General features: G+C 36.3%; 21 protein-coding genes. 13 read left to right on the top strand and 8 right to left on the bottom strand.

The annotated features are described in order from the left end of the window. Nucleotides 1–27 precede the first annotated feature (27 nt). Nucleotides 28–1,455: an alpha-L-fucosidase gene (locus AC07N0_RS16910; protein WP_494590104.1), complete on the bottom strand. Its 1,428-nt coding sequence runs from the start codon at nucleotides 1,453–1,455 to the stop codon at nucleotides 28–30. A 300-nt stretch (nucleotides 1,456–1,755) separates the two neighbouring features. Between AC07N0_RS16910 and AC07N0_RS16905 the strand changes: the two genes are divergently transcribed. Further along, nucleotides 1,756–2,946: a LysM peptidoglycan-binding domain-containing protein gene (locus tag AC07N0_RS16905; protein WP_494590103.1), complete on the top strand. Its 1,191-nt coding sequence runs from the start codon at nucleotides 1,756–1,758 to the stop codon at nucleotides 2,944–2,946. Nucleotides 2,947–3,159: 213 nt separating this feature from the next. Continuing rightward, the gene (locus AC07N0_RS16900) at nucleotides 3,160–3,894 is read left to right on the top strand and encodes an RpnC/YadD family protein (RefSeq protein WP_494590101.1); all 735 of its coding nucleotides are present in this window, start codon (nucleotides 3,160–3,162) and stop codon (nucleotides 3,892–3,894) included. On the opposite strand, the gene AC07N0_RS16895 is transcribed toward AC07N0_RS16900, so the two are convergent. Genes AC07N0_RS16895 through AC07N0_RS16880 form a run of 4 tightly spaced genes read right to left on the bottom strand, consistent with a single transcriptional unit; the run spans nucleotide 3,878 to nucleotide 6,678 of the window. Further along, nucleotides 3,878–5,140 carry a Y-family DNA polymerase gene (locus AC07N0_RS16895; RefSeq protein WP_494590100.1) on the bottom strand — a complete coding sequence of 421 codons (1,263 nt, stop codon included), beginning with the start codon at nucleotides 5,138–5,140 and terminating at the stop codon, nucleotides 3,878–3,880. The two genes, AC07N0_RS16900 and AC07N0_RS16895, sit on opposite strands and share 17 nt — an antisense overlap. A 3-nt stretch (nucleotides 5,141–5,143) precedes the next feature. Next, nucleotides 5,144–5,593, bottom strand: coding sequence for a LexA family protein (locus AC07N0_RS16890; protein ID WP_494590099.1), 450 nt, complete (start codon nucleotides 5,591–5,593; stop codon nucleotides 5,144–5,146). Nucleotides 5,594–5,613: 20 nt separating this feature from the next. Beyond that, complete coding sequence (locus AC07N0_RS16885; RefSeq protein ID WP_494590098.1) at nucleotides 5,614–6,102, bottom strand: GNAT family N-acetyltransferase; 489 nt, start codon at nucleotides 6,100–6,102, stop codon at nucleotides 5,614–5,616. 6 nt (nucleotides 6,103–6,108) lie between these two features. Beyond that, the gene (locus AC07N0_RS16880) at nucleotides 6,109–6,678 is read right to left on the bottom strand and encodes a 1-acyl-sn-glycerol-3-phosphate acyltransferase (RefSeq protein ID WP_494590097.1); all 570 of its coding nucleotides are present in this window, start codon (nucleotides 6,676–6,678) and stop codon (nucleotides 6,109–6,111) included. Nucleotides 6,679–6,857: 179 nt separating this feature from the next. Between AC07N0_RS16880 and surE the strand changes: the two genes are divergently transcribed. Both surE and AC07N0_RS16870 read left to right on the top strand, forming a co-directional pair. Continuing rightward, nucleotides 6,858–7,625: a 5'/3'-nucleotidase SurE gene (gene surE, locus AC07N0_RS16875; RefSeq protein WP_492799497.1), complete on the top strand. Its 768-nt coding sequence runs from the start codon at nucleotides 6,858–6,860 to the stop codon at nucleotides 7,623–7,625. A 40-nt stretch (nucleotides 7,626–7,665) separates the two neighbouring features. Beyond that, complete coding sequence (locus tag AC07N0_RS16870; protein WP_494590096.1) at nucleotides 7,666–9,204, top strand: GH3 family acyl-acid amido synthetase; 1,539 nt, start codon at nucleotides 7,666–7,668, stop codon at nucleotides 9,202–9,204. A 181-nt stretch (nucleotides 9,205–9,385) separates the two neighbouring features. On the opposite strand, the gene AC07N0_RS16865 is transcribed toward AC07N0_RS16870, so the two are convergent. Next, nucleotides 9,386–10,000, bottom strand: coding sequence for a LysE family translocator (locus AC07N0_RS16865; protein ID WP_492799214.1), 615 nt, complete (start codon nucleotides 9,998–10,000; stop codon nucleotides 9,386–9,388). A gap of 4 nt (nucleotides 10,001–10,004) precedes the next feature. Beyond that, the gene (locus AC07N0_RS16860; RefSeq protein ID WP_492799215.1) at nucleotides 10,005–10,553 is read right to left on the bottom strand and encodes an NUDIX domain-containing protein; all 549 of its coding nucleotides are present in this window, start codon (nucleotides 10,551–10,553) and stop codon (nucleotides 10,005–10,007) included. 73 nt (nucleotides 10,554–10,626) lie between these two features. On the opposite strand from AC07N0_RS16860, the gene AC07N0_RS16855 reads away from it, so the two are divergent. From AC07N0_RS16855 to AC07N0_RS16830, 6 genes are all read left to right on the top strand, one after another. Further along, on the top strand, nucleotides 10,627–11,613 hold the full coding sequence (locus tag AC07N0_RS16855) for a cation diffusion facilitator family transporter (protein ID WP_492799216.1): 987 nt from the start codon (nucleotides 10,627–10,629) through the stop codon (nucleotides 11,611–11,613). A gap of 55 nt (nucleotides 11,614–11,668) precedes the next feature. After that, entirely contained in the window at nucleotides 11,669–12,421 is a 753-nt protein-coding gene (locus AC07N0_RS16850) for an alpha/beta fold hydrolase (RefSeq protein WP_494590095.1), read from the top strand. A gap of 134 nt (nucleotides 12,422–12,555) precedes the next feature. Further along, on the top strand, nucleotides 12,556–13,236 hold the full coding sequence (locus AC07N0_RS16845) for a response regulator (protein ID WP_492799218.1): 681 nt from the start codon (nucleotides 12,556–12,558) through the stop codon (nucleotides 13,234–13,236). Then, complete coding sequence (locus AC07N0_RS16840) at nucleotides 13,236–14,621, top strand: sensor histidine kinase (protein WP_494590094.1); 1,386 nt, start codon at nucleotides 13,236–13,238, stop codon at nucleotides 14,619–14,621. The genes AC07N0_RS16845 and AC07N0_RS16840 overlap by 1 nt, the downstream gene beginning before the upstream one ends. Before the next feature lie 92 nt (nucleotides 14,622–14,713). Beyond that, nucleotides 14,714–15,655 carry a DUF8428 domain-containing protein gene (locus AC07N0_RS16835; RefSeq protein ID WP_492799220.1) on the top strand — a complete coding sequence of 314 codons (942 nt, stop codon included), beginning with the start codon at nucleotides 14,714–14,716 and terminating at the stop codon, nucleotides 15,653–15,655. A 123-nt stretch (nucleotides 15,656–15,778) separates the two neighbouring features. Next, a complete protein-coding gene (locus AC07N0_RS16830; protein WP_494590093.1) occupies nucleotides 15,779–16,951 on the top strand; it encodes an endonuclease/exonuclease/phosphatase family protein in 1,173 nt (390 codons plus the stop codon). A 3-nt stretch (nucleotides 16,952–16,954) separates the two neighbouring features. Here the strand turns inward: AC07N0_RS16830 and AC07N0_RS16825 are convergent, their stop codons facing one another. Continuing rightward, a complete protein-coding gene (locus tag AC07N0_RS16825) occupies nucleotides 16,955–17,638 on the bottom strand; it encodes a DUF2461 domain-containing protein (protein WP_494590092.1) in 684 nt (227 codons plus the stop codon). A 175-nt stretch (nucleotides 17,639–17,813) separates the two neighbouring features. Here AC07N0_RS16825 and trpS point away from each other — a divergent pair, with 175 nt between their 5' ends. The 3 genes from trpS to AC07N0_RS16810 are packed head-to-tail and all read left to right on the top strand — an operon-like array spanning nucleotide 17,814 to nucleotide 19,793. Continuing rightward, complete coding sequence (gene trpS, locus AC07N0_RS16820) at nucleotides 17,814–18,785, top strand: tryptophan--tRNA ligase (RefSeq protein ID WP_492799223.1); 972 nt, start codon at nucleotides 17,814–17,816, stop codon at nucleotides 18,783–18,785. Between the two features lie 20 nt (nucleotides 18,786–18,805). Next, on the top strand, nucleotides 18,806–19,366 hold the full coding sequence (locus tag AC07N0_RS16815) for a phosphatase PAP2 family protein (RefSeq protein ID WP_494590091.1): 561 nt from the start codon (nucleotides 18,806–18,808) through the stop codon (nucleotides 19,364–19,366). After that, nucleotides 19,353–19,793 carry a DUF2147 domain-containing protein gene (locus tag AC07N0_RS16810; protein WP_494590090.1) on the top strand — a complete coding sequence of 147 codons (441 nt, stop codon included), beginning with the start codon at nucleotides 19,353–19,355 and terminating at the stop codon, nucleotides 19,791–19,793. Before AC07N0_RS16815 ends, AC07N0_RS16810 begins: the two co-directional genes overlap by 14 nt. Nucleotides 19,794–19,872: the final 79 nt, after the last annotated feature.

Below are 19,872 nucleotides of genomic sequence, written 5' to 3'. Positions count from 1 at the left end.
AACAAAATATAATTTTTAAACATATTCTTAGTATTTAAAAGCTAAACTCGGATAGTTCTTATATTTTTTTAGGAAATTAGTTGGCAACGTCACCGTTACTTTGTCGCCTTCCGCTTTCCATTTTACGGTTGTTTTCTCGCTTAACAATTGCACTTTTGCTCCTTTAGCAGGTACATTACCAGTCCATGTGATGGTCGTAGCAATTGGTTGATTTTCAGGTAATCTTACTAGGGCATAAATAGCGTTGTCTTTGCCTTTGGTAAAAAACGTTTCGCCGTCTCTGTAAACATCCGTTGTTCTGGTATTATAAATAGCTTCGCCATTAGCATTCAACCAAGTACCGATTTCTTTCAAACGTGATACCTGTGTGTCGTTCAATGTTCCGTCGGCTTGTGGTCCAACCCCTAGTAATAAGCTACCGCCTTTGGCTACTACTTCAATCAAACTATGGATAACTTTAGTAGCCGATTTGAAATTATCATTCGGTACATAACCCCATGCACCGCCTAAAGTAATACAGCTTTCCCACGGCGTGTCTGATTTATTGACTGGAATACTTTGTTCGGGTGTTCTGTAGTTTTCATATTCACCATGAACCGTCCTATCAACTACTAAAAGGCCAGGCTGTGCTTTACGAGCCATCGAAGCAATTTTGGGCATATCTATTTCCTGACTAAACGCTGGAATAGCAGCACCCCACGCGCGTACTTCGTCAGTAACGGTATCCAACGGACGAACCCAACCGCCATCAAGCCAAAGAATATCCATTTTGCCATAGCCCGTCATCAATTCTTGAATTTGGTTGTAGCTAAACTCTTTGAATTTATTCCAACGCCAAGGATTCTTACGGATGTCATAATTCACATTGCGGTCGGGCGTAGCATAACGATTCCACCAAAAGTACTCTGAATGCCAGTCTGGTTTTGAAAAGTAAGCTCCAATCATAAAATTCTGTTTTCTGAAAGCCTCAAAAACATATTTGGCTACATCGGCTTTTGGATGTTGAGCAAACGGCCCATTTGAAATTTTGAAATCCGAATACTTGGTATCGAACATCGAAAACCCATCATGGTGTTTTGTCGTAAAAACTACGTATTTCATTCCAGCGTCTTTGGCAGCACTAGCCCATTGGTCTGGATTGAAATTGGTAGGATTAAACTTTTTGTTCAAACCCCAATACCATTTTTTATAATCATCATAGGTTTGGGTACTGTCGCGACTAATCCAATCTTCAGAACATAATTCCCATGATTCTATAATGCCTGGCACGGCATACAAACCCCAGTGGATAATCATCCCAAATTTTTGGTCACGCCAAGTTTCTAACTTTTCTTTTACCAAGGGATCAGTAGGGTATTGATATTCCGTTGAAGCTTGATGAATATTTCCCTGTGCTGATGAGTGAAAATGTGAAAAGATAAAAAGACCAAGTAATGCAATTATTTTGTTGAGCATAATAATAGTTTTTGTGAAGGATAATATGACAAACGATTGTTGTTGAAAATCGTTTTGTTTGTTAAATCGACTCTTTTTACAAAAGAGATTTCAAGGATACTTATACCTCTTTATATTTACTAAATTACAAAAATATTTGATTTATTTTTAATAATCGGAAATATATTACAGTTTTAATAAAATAAATGTATATTTTTTAGGGGCTACATACCGCTTAATAATTATTGAGGTCAGAAACAAGTTGAAGAATTAATTTTAGCTAATTTTAAACAGCAAACTATGAACTTTAACTATGACAAAATGACACACACTGTACAACCAAAGGAAACCCTTTATAGTATCTCAAAAAAATACGGACTTTCTGTAGACCAACTCACCGAAATGAATAGTTTGCAGTCTAGCAATTTGTCGATAGGACAAGTTTTAGTTGTTAGTGCTTCCGCTTTTTCTAATGCTACTACCACCACAACCATTTTTAGTTCTTCCAATGTCTATAATGATAATACAGCTTACAGCACCTTCAATCAGCCAAATACGATCAATAACAGTTTTGCCAATCCTGTAGATTATGGAAGTTCAGTTTTTGAACGACGACAAGTATTTCAAATTCAACAACAAAGCAAAGGATCATATAGTATTTATGTAATTAATTTTCCGAGTTCAGAAGGCTTTATGCAGACTGGCCCCATGCGTGACGTTTATCCTTCGCCTAATCAGGTAAATCCTAAAGGAGTAAGCTATGCAGGGCAGTCGGGTTTTGATGAAAACAAGAGTATGTTTTTAGATTTATGCCAAGAGGCTTATTATGCCGATATCCTGAAATATATTTCAAAAAACGAGGGATGTTTTGATGCTGTAAATAGCTATGACAAAGCCATTTTTTCTTTTGGATTTATTCAGTTTACAGGAGCTATAGCTAGCGGTTCGATGTTGACTAGGGTATTAGCAAGGCTAAAAGATAGAGACGAAGATGTATTTAATGAATGTTTTGGGCAATACGGCATGAATGTTCAAAATTATGGAACGCCTGTTTTTCAGATAGACACTAGTTATGGTACCAAAGAAGGCGATGCTGCGTATTTAGAAGTGGCCAACGATTTGAGGTTAACAGGAGCCTTTATTGCCAGCGGTTTTAAACCAAGCATGATTTGCGTACAGGTAGAAATAGCCTTAGAAGAATATGTAGTCAAGGCGGTTTCGTCTGCGGTGATGATTAATATTTATGGCAATGCATATCCATTAAACCAGCTTATCAATACACAAGGAGGAATCGCTTTCAGAGTAGATTTAGCTGTAAATCGAGGATTGAGCGGTTCATTGGCAGTACTAAAAAAGGCGATAGAACAAGTAGTGTCAGAATCGGGAAGCGGAGATATTGCTAGTTTAGATGAAAGAAGTATCATCGAAAAAGTAGCCATGAACGATGTAGAAACTTGGAAAAAACAACGCGTATTGAAAGTGTTGGATAGTGGCTTTAGTTTTGCGAAGTGAAAAAATAAGAATGTAGGTTTCTACTAAAGATATATAACTTCCTTTTTACTGATTAAACCTGTAAAATGGGAGTTTTTATTGAAAAAAGCTTACAAAATGCTTTAATTTGACATAAAATAATAGAGAATAGTTTTACACATTAAATTAAACAAGCAGGGCAATCAATACGATAAGATATTCAAAGAAAATATAGAAGCTGTTATACCAAGTTTAATGGAAAATATACTTGGTATATCTGCGGTTTTATCAGAAGAACTTCCCGATGATATTCAGCATACTAAAGAACGGAAAACTGATGTTTTAAAGAAAATAACTGATATACAAGGTAATACGTTTATTCTTCAAATAGAATTTCAAGTCGTAGATGAGCCAGATATGATTTATAGAATGGCGGAATACAACATTATGTTGGCAAGAAAATATAGATTGCCAATCGAGCAATTTGTGATTTACCTTGGCTCAACGAAACCAAAACTTTCGACTCTAATAGAAAGTAAACTATTAAAATATAATTTTCCTTTAATTACATTTTCAGAACTTGATTATCATATTTTTGTAAAATCAGATAAACCTGAAGAAATAATATTGAGTATTTTAGCCAATTTCAGAGAAGAAGACCCAGAAAGTGTATTAAAGGAAATTATTCATCGTATCGAAGAAACCACCGAAGGAGATTTTTCGTTAAGAAGATACATACAGCAGTTGCGAGTATTGTCACAATTGCGTAATTTAGAGATAGAAATCGAAAAAAATATGATAAGCATCGCAGAATATATTGATGAAGAAAGGGATGTCCTTTATATCAGAGGAAGAAAAAAAGAACAGACAAGGATTGTTACCAACTTGTTAAATAAAAGCGACTTTTCTATTGAGAAGATTGCTGAAATCACAGATGTCTCATTAGACTTCGTAAAAAACATTCAGCAACAACTCAAGCTTTTACCTTAATAATATCTGCCAATCTCGTGGTATATCTCTGTGAAAGCTTCTCTTGTTTCATTTTCCAAGTACGTTGTAAATCTTGGGTAGCTAGTTTTACTACCGTAGTTCCTGTTTTTCTATTGATGTTGTCTACAGCTTCCATCAATTTTTTATGCTTGGGATTACTATTCTGAAAGAGGCTGATTTGTTGAGCATCTTCGGGACTTAAATCTGTTACAATTACACCTGCTTTTTTGTATTCAAAGCCCTCTCTGAAAATCTTATCTAATGCCTCCGTCGCAAATTTTGCTAATTCTATGTTTGAATTAGTCGGATAGGGTAGCGCCAATACTTGACTTTTGCCGTATTGTTCTAATTCTTTTCGATGCGCGTTAGTACGCAGAAAAACCACGATGGCATTGCAACAAGATTTTTGCTTTCTTAACTTCTCAGCACAACTCACCGTAAAAGTGATAATCCTTTCTTTAACAAGCTCATAGTCTTTATAATTTGTTTCAAAACTTCGGGTGGTAGCAATGTTTCTTTTATCAGCGACTTCGTCTAAATCTAAGCAACTAATTCCTTGGAGTTCTTTGTATAGACGTAAACCTACTACGCCCATTTGTTTCTTTACCCATTCTTCTTTGCAATTAATAAAGTCAAAAGCAGTGTGAATTTCTGCTGCTTTCAAACGTTTGGATAGTCTGTAGCCTATTCCCCAGACGCCCTCTATCGCCAGCCATTTTAAAGCTTTGATGCGTTTCTCATCGCTATCAATTACATATACGTTACCTGTTTTTTCGGGGAATTTTTTAGCAATATTGTTAGCTACTTTTGAAAGGGCTTTAGTAGGAGCAATGCCCACACTGATAGGAATACCCGTGCCTTTGGTTACTCGATAGCGAATCTGATTGCCATACTTTTGAAAATCGAAGTATTTTTTAAAGCCATCAAACTTCAAAAAGGCTTCGTCGATACTGTACAATTCTATATCTGGTGTAAATTCGGCTAATAAATTCATCACTCTGTTGCTCATATCGCCATACAAAGCATAGTTGGATGAAACCACATGGATTTTATTCTTGTAAAAAAAATCCTCAAACTTATAGGCAGGAGCGCCCATCGGTACGCCAGCCTTTTTAGCTTCGTTACTTCTAGAAATCACACAGCCGTCGTTATTAGATAGCACAGCAATAGGTTGGTTTCTCAGTTTGGGCTGAAAAACTCTTTCGCAGGATGCGTAAAAATTATTACAATCAACTAGTGCAAACATATTTTAGTGCTTTTGAATGGAAAAAGTAACCATACCCCAAATTTCAAAATCGTAATATTCTGTCACTTTCGTTGGCTTATAATTATCATTAGCAGGCATCAGCCAAATACCCTCTTGGTCAACTTTCAGGCGTTTTAATACAAACTCTCCGTTCAGGATACATACAGCAATTTTGCCATCTGTAGGCTCAATAGATTTGTCGATAATCAATAAATCTTTGTCGGCAATGCCTGCGTCAGTCATCGAAACGCCGTCTGTTAGGGCAATAAAAGTAGTGGAGGGATGCTTGATTAAGTATTTGTTAAGGTCGATAGCGGAATCTAAAAAATCGGCGGCTGGCGAAGGAAATCCCGCACTGATGCCCCCTTCGATGAGCGGTAACTCTAACGAAGTTTCATCTGAAAATGCGTAAATCTTTAATGTTCCCTTTATATTAACAGCCTTAAGATTCATAGGTTTAGTTTTGTCAGGTTTTAAACGATTTTATGCATGACATAATCATTCATCCAGTAATCATTCCCTATATTAATATCTATTTCTTTGACCACCTCAAACCCCAGTTTTTCATAAAAACTTTTTGCTTTGTTGGTTCTGTTTACATTCAGTTCTATATAATCACAATTTTCTGCTTGGGCTATTGCTACTATTTCCTGAATCATCATTTTGCCAAAGCCTTTTCCCTGTGTTTCAGGCAAAAAATAAATCTTATGTAATTTGATCATTTTTTCCTTTTTTTCAAAGCCCGAAAACCCTACTGGCTTATCATTATCAGAAAAAATCAGGAAATGGTTTGTTTCAAACTGTTTTGAAAGGGATGCATCACTATACATCATCTCTAGCATAAACAATGTTTGTTCCTCCGTCAAGATGCTTCCATAGGTTGGTCTCCAAGTTTCATTAGCAATTTGTTGAATAATGGGTAAATCCTGTAAACTAGCTTTTGCTATTTTGTAATCACTCATGATAATCTATTTTTTGTCTTTTAATGAAAATAAAGCAGGATATTTAGGCGTAACATTTAGATAATAGGCTTGGATACTAGCTAAATCAGCTTCGTAATTGCCCGTGGGGTAAAATACATCTAAAAAGCCACCTTCTTTTTTCTTATAATCTAAAAACCCCAAAATGATAGGCACTTCTGCTTTTAAGGAAATATGATAAAATCCTGATTTCCATTCGCTTGTATAAGAACGTGTGCCTTCTGCAGGAACAATCAATTGAATGGGCTCAGGAGAGGTTTTTAGTAATTGAGCCATCTCTTCCACTAAATTATTTTTTTTCTCTCTGTTTACAGGAATCCCGCCCAATCCTCGCATTAATATTCCTAGTGGAAATTTAAACAGGGAAGCTTTTGCCAAATAGCGAATCTGTAGTTTGACAGAATAAATGGTTGCCATGCAAAAGAGGTAGTCCCAATTAGAGGTATGTGGAGCGGCAATCATCACAGCACGGTGGTATGAGTTTACGCCATTGGGTGTATTATCGATGACTTTCCAACCTGAAAATTGCAGGATTAGTTGACCTATGATTTTTAACATGAAAGATTTCTGTAATTTCGTCGCCACAACAAAACTACCTATATTTGATTTTAGATTCAAAAGTAAAGATATTTTGGTATTATTATCAGATATTTAATAATAATAATTAGGGCTAAAAGAAGCTAAAACATTAAATTTGATACAACAAACGTAGATTTTTAAAATACTGATTACAAACAATGCAAAAACCACTCATATTGATTGCTAATGATGATTCAATAGCGGCGAAAGGGATAAAAACATTAGCAGAGATTATGTCTAAGATTGGCGAGGTATACGTAGTAGCACCCGACAGCCATCAGTCTGGAATGGGGCATGCCATTACCTTAGACAGACCGCTCAGAGTGAATCTGGTAAAAGATTTTTTACCTAATGTAGAGGCTTACCAATGCAGTGGAACACCTGCTGATTGTATAAAATTTGGGAAACACTTTTTATTAAAAGGTAGAAAAATAGATTTAGTGGTTTCGGGTATCAATCATGGCTCAAACTCTTCTATTTCAGTGATTTACAGTGGTACCATGTCGGCAGCAATAGAAGCTGCTATAGAAGGCATACCAGCGATTGGGTTTTCGTTGTGTGATTTTGGAGCTGAAGCCGACTTTTCGCATACAGAAGAATACATCATTCAGATTGCTAACAAAGTATTGGCAAATGGTTTACCTAAAGGCATTGCCTTAAATGTAAACTTTCCTAAAAAATCTGATGAACCCCTTAAAGGCATTAAAGTGTGTCGCCAAACGGATGCTTTGTACCGCGAGACCTTTCAAGAAAGACAAGACCCGTATGGAAAGGCATATTATTGGATGGACGGGTTTCTTCAAAATAAAGATACGGCAGGTGGAAATGACGAAGATGCTTTGGCAGAAAACTATGTTTCAATTGTTCCTGCAAAGTTTGATTTAACAGACTATCAAGCACTTGATACCATCAAAGAATGGTTTTAATAGGTAAAAACTTTAAACTTTTTCTTACGAATTAATTCCTATGGCAATAGTTGGCAATATTTTAAAAAGAGGTATCGGATTGACAGGCTTGATAAAACGCCCAAAATCTAATCTAGCGAAGATTCAGCGTAAGACCTTGGTGAAGTTGTTGAACAAAGGACGCTTTACGCAATTTGGAGAGAAGTATCATTTTGAGGAAATTATGAATGCTGCATTGTTTTCGGACGATAAAGAATTCTACACAAAATATAAGAAGCTTGTTCCTGTGTATGACTACAACAAGATGTTTGCAGAATGGTGGCACAAGACCTTGGCAGGAGAAAAGAATGTTTCGTGGGTAGGAAATGTAAAATACTTTGCTTTGAGTTCAGGTACTTCAGAGGCCGCCTCCAAGCATATTCCTGTTACGAAAGACATGGTGAAAGCCATTCACAGGACTTCAATCCGCCAAATTTTGGCATTATCTGCCTATAAAAATCTACCTTCGCAATTATACGAAAAAGGCTATTTAATGCTTGGAGGGAGTACAAAATTACAGGATAAAGGTGATTATTTTGAAGGAGATTTGAGTGGTATTACCGCTGGAAAAATTCCGTTTTGGTTCGAACGTTTTTATAAACCTGGAAAAAAGATTGCTGAAACTGCCGACTGGAGTGAAAAGTTGGATAAAATAACGAAGAAAGCAAAAGATTGGGACATTGGTTTTATTGTAGGGGTGCCAGCGTGGATTCAGATTTTGATGGAAAAAATCATCAAAGAATATAACGTAAAAAATATCCATGAAATATGGCCAAACCTAGAAATATACTGTCATGGAGGGGTAAGTTTTGAGCCTTATAAACAAGGTTTTAGCAAGCTACTTGGTCGCCCAATTACTTATATTGAAACATATTTGGCTTCAGAGGGCTTTTTGGCGTATCAAACCCACCCCAATAGCGATATGCAGTTGGTGCTAAACAATGGGATTTTCTTTGAGTTTATTCCTTTTAACGACCGCAATTTTGATGAAGATGGCAGTATGGTTCAATACCCAGAGACATTGATGATAGATGAGGTAGAGGAGGGAAAGGAGTACGCCCTGTTGATTTCTACCGTATCGGGTGCATGGCGTTATCTGATTGGAGATACGATTAAGTTTACCAATAAAAAACAAGCTGAGATTATTATTACAGGCAGGACAAAGCACTTCCTGAGCCTTTGTGGCGAACACCTTTCTGTGGATAATATGAATAAAGCCATTGAGTTGGCTTGCAAGCAATTTAATATCGATATCAGAGAGTTTACGGTAGTAGGCAAAAGGCTGGAAGATACCTTCGGGCATCATTGGTATGTGGGAACAGATGATCAAGTAGATGCTGAGGAATTGCTAAAATTCATAGACGAAACCCTTTGTAGAATCAATGATGATTATCCCGTAGAGCGTAAACATGCTTTAAGAGGGTTGGAAATCAGTGTGTTGCCAGTGAAAGCTTTTTATGATTTTATGGCATCAAAAGGCAAAACTGGGGGGCAACATAAATTCCCGAGAGTATTGAAGAAAAAAGACTTAATCGCTGAATGGGAAGCGTATATTAAATAGAGAGGAGATTTTTTACCCGCTGATTTTGCAGATTAAACCCGCTGATTTTCGCTGATATAATATGTCTGCGAAAATCAGCGAAAAAATCTCTATAAATCTGCGGGTAAAAAATATTTATATCAGCAACAAAAATGACAGTTAAAAACTGATTGCTCATTGCTTATATCTCAATGCTCATAGCCTACAAAAACTGCTTCCAAAGAATCAACAGCCCCGAAATAATAAAAATAATCCCTGCTACTTGATTGATTCTCCTTAAAATTGTAGGTGTTAATACCTTCTTCATTTTCTGCGCATAAAAAGCAATGAGCGACTCGGCCAACATCGTGGCACACAAACTAGCTACAAAAAAAATGATGGTTTCGTTGATACTAAACCCTTCTACACCAGTTAAGTAAGTAGAAGTCGTGAAAACGGCAATGTAATTTGAAGGATTCAATAAATTCAATAATATCCCTGAAATAAAGTAGTAAAGAAAAGAACCAAACTTCGATTTAGGATATACCAATTGGGTTTGCTGTTTAAACAAACTATTGAACCCAAGAATAAACAGAATAGATGCCCCAACGATGGCAATAATAATATTGAAATATTGAAACTTTGGTAGAAAACTAGTGCCAAATACTGCAAAAAACATCAAAATAGCGTCCGCAGCTGTTACACCTCCAGCAATCAACACTCCTCTTCTAAACCCAATATCAATACTGGTTTGTATCAATCTAAAAAACGCTGGCCCAAAAGTAAAGCACAATAAGAATCCATAAAGGAATCCAAAAACAATCGCATTAATTATCATAAACTTAAATTCCTTTCAAACGTGCCACTTTCAGAATTGTTGCAATGCTTAATGAATCCGTAATTTCCGAATCCATGACCATTCTGATTGCTTCAACTAAACTCACTTTCTTCAACACCAAAATTTCTGTATCATCTGGTTCCGACTCTCCATAGGTTAAGCCTTCTGCCAAAAACATAAAACCAACCTCGTCGGTTACCGAATTTGAGGTATGAAGTTTTCCTAATTCCGTCCAGTTTTGGGCTTCTATGCCTGTTTCTTCTTTTAATTCTCGTCGTGCAGATTCCAGAATGTCTACCTCAAAAGAACCTCCACCCATCGGAATTTCCCAAGTATATTCGTTTAAAGTATATCGATACTGGCCAACTAACCACGTATTGTTTTCTTCATCGAGTGGTAAAATTGCGGCTGCCCTTGTTTTAAAATGAGCCACACCATAGATACCTGCTTCGCCATTGGGCTTAATTACTTCTTCGTGGCGAATATTTACCCACGGATTATCATAAACTTCACGAGACGATACCGTCTTCCAAGGATTATCAAAAGTTGTCATATTACAAAGGTATAATAGTCTGTTCTAAAATTAAAATATGAATTTCGTACCTTTGTAATTAAATACTTGAAGAATGTCCCCTAAATATAAATTAATACTTACATCATTTGTAGTGAGTACACTATTGATGATTGTAAAATTCATTGCTTATTATTTAACTTATTCTAGTGCTATTCTAACGGATGCACTCGAATCAATTATTAATGTAGTAGCCAGTGGTTTTGCTTTTTATGCGGTTTATTTAGCATCGCTCCCCAAAGATTTGAACCACCCTTATGGACATGGCAAAATCGAGTTTTTTTCAGCTGGATTAGAAGGTGTACTTATCACGCTGGCTAGTATATTCATCATTTTTCACTCGGTACAGGGATTTGTTAACCCCTTGCCTTTGAACGACCTAAACGTTGGTCTCTTGATTATTTCTGGTGGAGCTATTATTAATTATTATTTAGGCTATGTAATAGAGAAAGAAGGTGTTAAACAAAATTCACCAACTCTCATTGCAGATGGAAAACACTTGAAATTAGATGCCATGAGTGGTATTATTTTGATTGTTGCTATTGGTTTAATCATTCTCTCAGGAGCCTTATGGATAGATGGTGTTGCTTCTATCATTTTTGCTGTTTTTATGGGCATTAGTGGTATCAAAATTATCAGGAAATCGATTGGGGGATTAATGGACGAAACCAATGATAATATCCTACATAGTATCGTAGAAATCCTGAAAAATAATCAAAAGAAAGAATGGATAGATGTTCATAACCTAAGGATACAAGAGTACGGTTCCGACCTCCACATAGATTGTCACTTGACTTTGCCCAACTATTGGGTATTAGATAAAGTACATGATACTGTGCATGAATTTGAAGAAATTTTAGGCAAAGAATTTGACTCAAACGTAGAGTTTTTTATTCATGCTGACCCATGTTTGCCAGATTGTTGTCATCATTGCAAAATTGAAAATTGCCCTATCAGGCAGCATGAGCAGACTAAAAATATAGAGTGGAATAAAATAAATTTATCATTAAATCAGAAACATTTTCTTGAAGACATTTCATAAAGTTGGCATCGTTATAATCATAATAAGTTGTTTTTCATGTTTGAAGAGCTTAAGGATGAACGAGGCAGCCGTTAATAAATATTACAGCCAACATCCACCTAAGCCTCAGTTTTCATACTTTAACTATGCAGGTAAAAAGTTTTTTTATGCTTCGTCGGGCGATAGTACTAAACCAATGCTTTTTTTGATTCATGGTGCCCCCGGAGCATGGCCTGGGTATAAAGAGTTTCTATCGGATAGTCTGTTGTTGGTAAAATATCAAATCGTAGTGCCCGACCGTGCAGGCTATGATAAATCAGACAAAGCTGTAGTTTCTATTGAAGAACAAGCCAAAATACTGTACGAAATCATTAAAATAAAAAAACCATTAGAAGTCGTTTTATTTGGACGTTCGTATGGGGCAGCTATCGCAGCTAGAATGGCCGCCGATTTCCCAAGGATAATCAAGCAATTAATTTTGGTTTCACCAGCCTGCGACCCATCTACTGAAAAATTCTGGTGGTTTTCTAGACCCGTAAATACAAAGTTTGTACGGTTCTTTCTGCCAACATATATTAATACTGCCACCGACGAAAAATTTAGCCATGTGGCTGAATTAAAAAAACTATTACCCTACTGGCAAAAAATTACTTGTCCCGTTACGATTATGCAAGGAGGGAAAGATTGGGTTATTGAAACAACCAATGGGCAATTTGTGGCTGATGCCTTAAAAAATGCCCCTCATCGCTTGATTTATTTACCCGAAAATGGACATGGAATAACTACAGACCGCTATGGACTTGTAAAAGATATTTTGCTGGAAAAGTAGCGAGTAAATGCTTTTGAGTCCTTAAAAATCTTCATTAAACATTAAAATTCCCTTAAAATACGCCTTTTCCAATTTTCATTATTGTTCTTTCTGCCTAATATTCCTTAATTTTGATTAAAGCAAACGAACATCGTATGAGAATATTAGTAATAGAAGACGAAATAAAGACGGTGCAACTCATCAAACAAGGGCTTGAAGAACAGCAATGTGAAGTGGATGTAGCCTATGATGGTAATATGGGGTTTCAGCTAGCTTCTCGCAATCATTATAATTTAATTATCTCTGATATCATCTTACCCGGCATTAATGGTCTAGAGCTTTGTAAGAAGCTACGGGCAAATGGCATTTCTTTTCCAATACTCCTCCTCACAGCCCTTGGTACTACTGATGATAAAATCATTGGGCTTGATAGCGGTGCCGACGATTATCTGGTAAAACCCTTTGAATTCAAAGAGTTAATGGCCAGAATCCGTGCTTTAACCCGCAGAAGCATAGGCGCTATTCAAACAGCTAATACCTTGAAAATAGCTGATTTAGAAATGGATTTAGAAAGTAAAAGCGTGTCAAGAGGAGGCAAAGAAATCGTATTGACGGCCAAAGAGTTTTTGTTGCTCGAATATTTTATTAGGCATCAAGGACGCGTAATTTCTAAAGCTGAACTGGCCGAAAAAATCTGGGATGTAACCTTTGATACGGGTACTAACGTCATAGAAGTATATGTAAACTTTGTCCGCAAAAAAATTGACAAAGATTTTGACACTAAACTATTGCATACGCAGATTGGGATGGGTTATGTACTGAAAATGCCAAATTGATGATTAATATTCGCTCCAGACTTACTTACCAATTCATCGCATTGGTAACGGCCATCTTACTGCTTTTTTCAGTAGGGGTATATTTCTTTAGTAAGCTATATCTTGAAAAACGTTTTTATAAGCGCCTGCAAGACCGTGCCATTACTACCACTACTTTGCTCTTCGATTTACAGGCAACTGATTCTACAGTGCTGAGATTGGTCAATATTTCGGATAAAGAATTATTGATTGATGAAAATATTTTTGTGTATGATGAAATCAGTAAGATGATTGTATTTTCATCCAACAATGGCAATCTGCTTTCACGCCAACAGTTATTGCCCTTGATGAAATCTGATCAGATTACTACCTACGCCCGTGTCGGCGACTATCAGGTATTGGGGATACACCTGAGAAAGGGAGAGTCTGACAACTGGGTAGTAGTAAGTGCGATTGATAAAAACGGCATAGAAGCCTTAGACGACCTAAGGCGAATCTTGATGATTATGATACTGGCAGGTATTTTATTACTAGGACTCTCAGGCTGGTTTTTTGCTGATAGGGCACTGGCGCCGATGTCTAGCATTATAAAACAGGTAAACGGTATTTTTCCTGAATATGTCGCCAAAAGGGTAGAACATCCCAACCGCTCAGATGAAATAGGGCTGTTAGTCGCTACTTTTAATCAACTGTTAGATAGGATTGAGGACGCGCTAATTATGCAAAAAATGTTTATTGCCAATGTCTCGCATGAATTAAAGAATCCCCTTACCAAAATATATTCGCAGATAGACGTAGCCTTAATGCAAAAAAGGAGTCCCGAGGTTTATGAAAAAAGCTTAAATTCTTTAAAAGAAGATACTACTACCTTAATTCAGTTAACCAATACCCTTTTAAATTTGGCAAATACCATTGTCAGTTCAGAAAGCGTACAAAAAACACCTATCCGAATGGATGAGCTACTTTGGGAAACCAAAGGACAACTTCAAAAATGGCATGAAGATTATCAGGTACAAATTAATTTCTTAGACTTTCCCGAAGACGAAGAATTTTTAATCCTCCAAGGCAATGAAGCATCTCTAAAGGTAGTATTAATGAATTTAATGGACAATGCCTGTAAGTTTTCAAACGATAATACAGTAATTGTCAGCTTCTTAGCCAATGAAGAGGGCATTAGAATATCCTTCATGAACAAAGGCTCAATTATTCCAGCGTCGGACTTACCCTTCATCTTCCATCCATTTTATCGGAGCAATGCCACCGCCCAAGCCACCAAAGGACATGGTGTTGGCTTGGCGATAGTCTCACAAGTTACTCGCCTACACAAAGGCGATGTCACAGTGGTTTCCGATAAAAACGGAACCATCTTCACGTTATCATTCCCCAAAACCACTGAGCAATTTTAAGGTAAATTTAATGTGAGTTTAATTCTTGTTTAAGTTAAGGGTTGTTAGTTTGTATCATCAAAACAACAACAATTACTTAAACAGGAACAATCATGGAATCAAACAACAATCAAGGAGTATTCAAAATTACTATAGGTGTATTGATTGGTATTGTAGCTTTATTAAGTTACTTATTCATGGGAGCAAGAAACGAAACGTTTGAGCTTCAACATTCACTTACAACCAAAGTTGAACAGTTATCAAGTACTCAAATTAAACTAGACTCTATTGCTTTTGTATTAAATGATAAAATAGCTGAAATTAAAAAATTGGGCGGAAATGTTACTGAATTAGAAAATGTAAAAGCTCAGTTAGAAAATGATAAAAAGAGATTAAAATCTGATTTTAATTTCTCTGTTCAAAAATACGATACCAAAATCAAAGAATACGAAAATTTCTTGACTGTTAAAGATGACGACATTCGCAAATTGCAAGAAGAAAATGGCAACTTGATAGCTCGTACCAAAACACTTGAAGAAGAAAAACAACAAGTGGTTACTGAAAACACTGGCTTGAAAACTGAAAAAGCTTCGTTGGTTCAAACTGTTTCTGATTATTCTTCACAAAATGATGATTTGAAACGCAAAGTAACGATGGCAAGTGCTATGAAGGCTATCAATGTTCAAGTAGCAGCGTTGGCATCTAATGGTAAAGTACGTGAGGGGGGCTTATACAAAGCATCAAAAATCAATAAATTAAAGATTTCATTTATCATGCCTTCGAATCCTGTGGCTGAGAAAAATAGCAAAGAAATTTTTGTTAGAATTCTAGATCAAAACGGAGCTGTAATAAGCGAAGATGGCTCGGCAGGAGCAGTAAATTATGATGGAAAAGAACTAGGGTACAGCTTCAAACAAAGTGTTCCATTTGAAAATAATGACCAAAAAGTGGACATCATTTACGGTAAAAGTTCTTCTTATCAATCAGGGAAATATAACATCGAGTTGTATTCCGAAGGGTTCAAAATCGGAAATGGTTCATTTCAAGTTAAGTAATGATGGAATGAATAAAATGCAAAGACGATGTTGAACAAACATCGTCTTTAGTTTTTAAAAGGAGCAATGTCATTTTTTGTTCGGCACAATTATTTAATAACATACCCTAAACACACTAATGATATGATACTATACATCAAATTTTTTCAAATCTTATTCGTTTTTCCAAGCTTATTACTTTCAAGCACTATCGATGGACTACGAATTGCTTATCAGAAATTCAAAGAATTTCCTCTAGCTTATACCGCACTTTCTTATCTGTTCATTACAATGTCTTTTTGTCATTATCCAATTTTTGACCATTGGATAGCAGGTTTCATCATGATGAGCTCGCCCATTGCCTTTGTAGTAGGACTAATAGCAAGCGGTTATTTATTATACAAAAAACAGAAAGTAATGGCCACTATTGGCTTTATCTGGGTATTGATGGCCTTCCCCATCATGAAGCGTTTTGTAAGCATCAATAATACTAATACCGAAGAAATTACCTCTTTAAATACCTTAAAAGTATTGAGTTTTAACGGAGAATGTTTTGCTGAAAATGCAGAAGGAAATTCAAAATGGGGCGCGTTAAAGTCGGATATTGCTTGTTTTCAGGAATACTCGCCCAATCAGCATCTTGAAGGGCAATACTCAAACAAGATTGAAAAACTAACAGATTTTGGTAAAGATCGTTCTGTAGGACTGGCTTTGTTCTCTCAGTACCCAATCGTCAATCAATACAGTAAAATTTGGGATAAGGCTTATGGCCCTAAAATCAATGGTTTTATCTGTGCAGATATTGCTTATGGTAATGATACCGTTAGGGTTGTAAATGCACATTTATGGTCGATGGGTGTAAGAATCAACCAGAGCATAGATGCCTTGAAGAATGGGGAGTTTAAACAATTTGCATTGGAACTCATGGATACTTTTGATAAGATGAAACAAGGATTTGAGTTTAGAAACGAACAGTTGAAAGAGGTAGAGTCGTATGTAGCAGGTAGTAAATATCCTGTAATCATTTGTGGTGATTTCAACGAAACTCCCTTTGGCTATGCTTATGGAAAATTAAGTTTAAGCTTTAAAAATGCCTTTGAGGAGGTAGGTAAAGGTCTGGGATTTACCTTGAACAGACAACCGTACTGTGTGAGAATAGACCAGCAATTCTTTAGTGCAGAATGGCAAGTGCAGTCGTGTCATACTATTTCAGATTTTAATATCTCAGACCATTTCCCTGTGATGGCAGAATATGTATTAAAAAGCCCGAATAAGATTTCAAATAATTCGAACAATGTTTTTGTTTCAATTTTTTAAAAGCTACAATTTTATGGCAGGCTCTTGGTCATCAAAGAAAATATAGTTCAAAAAGTCTAGGTATGGTTTCAGTGTAAAGCATGCTTCAGTAACTTTTTGAACAAAATTATCCGCCGATACTTCTTCGTTTGAAAATTGATGCCAGAAAAATAATTGTTTTTTACGAAGCAATTCAATCTCTGGATGCTCTTTTGAATATCCTTTTGGAGCCGACTTTACTGATTCTCCTTCGGCCTCACCAAAAGTCTTTATAAAGTCAGGCTTGTAAATAATTGATTTTAATTCGGCAGCGTTATAATCAATTTCTTGTCGGAGTTTTGCCAATTGTTCGGGTGTAGGCGAATACATACCGCCCCCTATAAACGATTTGCCGTCTTCAATATGAAGGTAATAGTCCATTCTGCCAGCTTTTCTACCACCAGCCGAAAAACTAGCAGACAACCACGTTTTGTAAGGTGCTTTATCTTTACTGAACCGAACATCGCGTGCTATTCTGTAATTACAGTCTTTTACTTCAACGCCAGTCATATCTTCAAAAGCCCCTATAGCACCAATGAGTTCTTTGATAGTAACTTCAAAATAGGCCTTTACGCCATCATACGTTTTTTTGTTGGCATGAAACCATTCTCGGGTATTGTTTTCTTTGAGTAAATTTAGGTAATCGAAAGTTGAAGTAGGAATAGCCATTCTTGACAATTTTAAGGGGATAAAAAAAACGATAATTTATTAGGTTGAAAATACTTAATTCGTGAAGTTACGTAAAATCAGGTAACTCGATTTGATGGATTCATGGATTTTACTCAATTTTGCAAAATATTAACATCCGTTATATTTTATTTTACGATTATACCCTTTTTTTAAAATGCGCATTCTAACAGGCATACAAGCATCAGGCAGACCCCATTTAGGCAATGTTTTGGGTGCAATTCGTCCAGCCATCGAATTATCAAAAAATCCAGCTAACGAATCTTTTTTGTTCATAGCCGATTTGCATACACTTATTTCATTAAAAGACGGCAAGCAACTTCGTGAAAATACGCATGCCATTGCCGCCGCTTGGTTAGCTTGTGGTTTTGATGCAGACAAAAATTTTTTCTATCGCCAATCTAAATTAGCGGGCTATCATACTGAATTATTGTGGTATTTAAGTTGCTTTGCACCTTTCCCAATGTTGGCGAATGGACATAGTTTTAAAGAAAAATCTGAAAGATTAGCTACTGTCAATGCTGGATTATTCACTTATCCAGTACTACAAGCTGCTGATATAATGCTATATGATGCCAATTTAGTTCCAGTAGGGAAAGACCAACGTCAACATCTTGAAATGACAAGAGACTTGGGTGGGGCATTTAATAAGCAATATGGTGACGATACTTTGGTAATACCTGAAGCCATCATAGATGAAACCGTCATGGTAATTCCAGGGACTGATGGACAAAAAATGTCAAAATCTTATGGAAACTATATTGATGTTTTCTTGGGTGAAAAAGATTTATTGAAGGCCGTAAAGAAGATTGTTACAGATGCTACACCACTGGAAGAGCCAAAGAACCCTGAAACAGACAATGTTTTCAAACTATATTCTTTGGTAGCAACAAACGACGAAGTAGAGGAAATGAGGGCTAATTACTTAGCTGGTGGTTATGGCTATGGTCATGCCAAACAAGCCTTACACCAAGTATTAGTACGTGAATTTGCCAAAGAAAGAGAATTATTTAATTATTACATGAATAATATCCCTGAACTAGAGCAAAAATTAGAAGAAGGCGAAGCGAAGGCAGAAGTTATTGCTAAAGCGACTATCGAGAGGGTTCGTGAAAAACTGAATTTCTAAATCTTACAACAACAATTCTGATGAATCAACTTGATACGGAAGTATTCTTATGGCTTAATTCACTGCATAATAATACTTTAGACCCAATTATGGCGTGGATTTCGGCCAGAAACTCTTGGATTCCCCTTTACGTACTTATCATTGGATTATTAGTATGGCGTTATAAAAAGCAATCAGTTGTTATGATACTAACCATTATAGTAAGCGTAGCATTGGCTGATCAAATTTGTTCATCATTTTTTAAACCATTAGTAGAACGACTCAGACCTTGTCACGAACCAGCTATTCAACATTTAGTCCATGTAGTAGGCAATTGCGGAGGTCAATTTGGCTTTTGTTCTTCACATGCCGCCAACTCGTTTACCTTGGTAGTATGCTTAATATTATTAGTGGGCAAACAATATGGTTGGGTTAAATACCTACTTTTATGGGCAATAATTGTTTCGTATAGTCGTATTTATATAGGAGTTCATTATCCACTTGATGTACTGGCAGGTGCTGGAATAGGCGTATTTACTGCCTTTATATCATTCAAACTATATCAATTCTATGTTTCAAAATATGTTCATGAAGTGTCCTAAGTTGTTATCATTGCTTTTTATATGGTGTTTGTTGAGTGCTTTTATCAGTAACGAAGAATCAGATGGAATTGTAGGAGTGTGGTTTACAGAAGATAGAGCATCTAAAATTCAGATTTTCAAACAAGACAATCACTATTTTGGAAAAATAGTTTGGTTAAAGTCTCCAACGGTGAATGGCAAGCCCATTTTAGACGCTAAAAATCCAGAAGAGAAATTGCGAACCAGACACGTCCTTGGACTTGTTTTTCTTAACAGGTTTGTGTTTGAAGGCAATAATAGCTGGGCACAAGGAGAAATTTATGATGCCCGCTCGGGAAGAACTGTATCAGGTAAAATGTCTCTTAAAAATAAAAATACGTTAGATTTGAGAGGGTTTATTGGTAAACCTATTTTTGGCAAAACAGTAACTTTAGTCAGAGCAGAGTAAAAACCTATTACTATCCAAATCCTTAGCGAGGGACTTAAGTCCCTCGCTAAGGATAAAATTGGAATAAGACAAAAAAGCG

The sequence above is a fragment of the Arcicella sp. GW821-FHT09D11 genome (assembly GCF_059416265.1).
The sequence above is the reverse complement of the archived record's forward strand: the minus strand, read 5'-3'. Positions and strand labels throughout refer to the sequence as shown.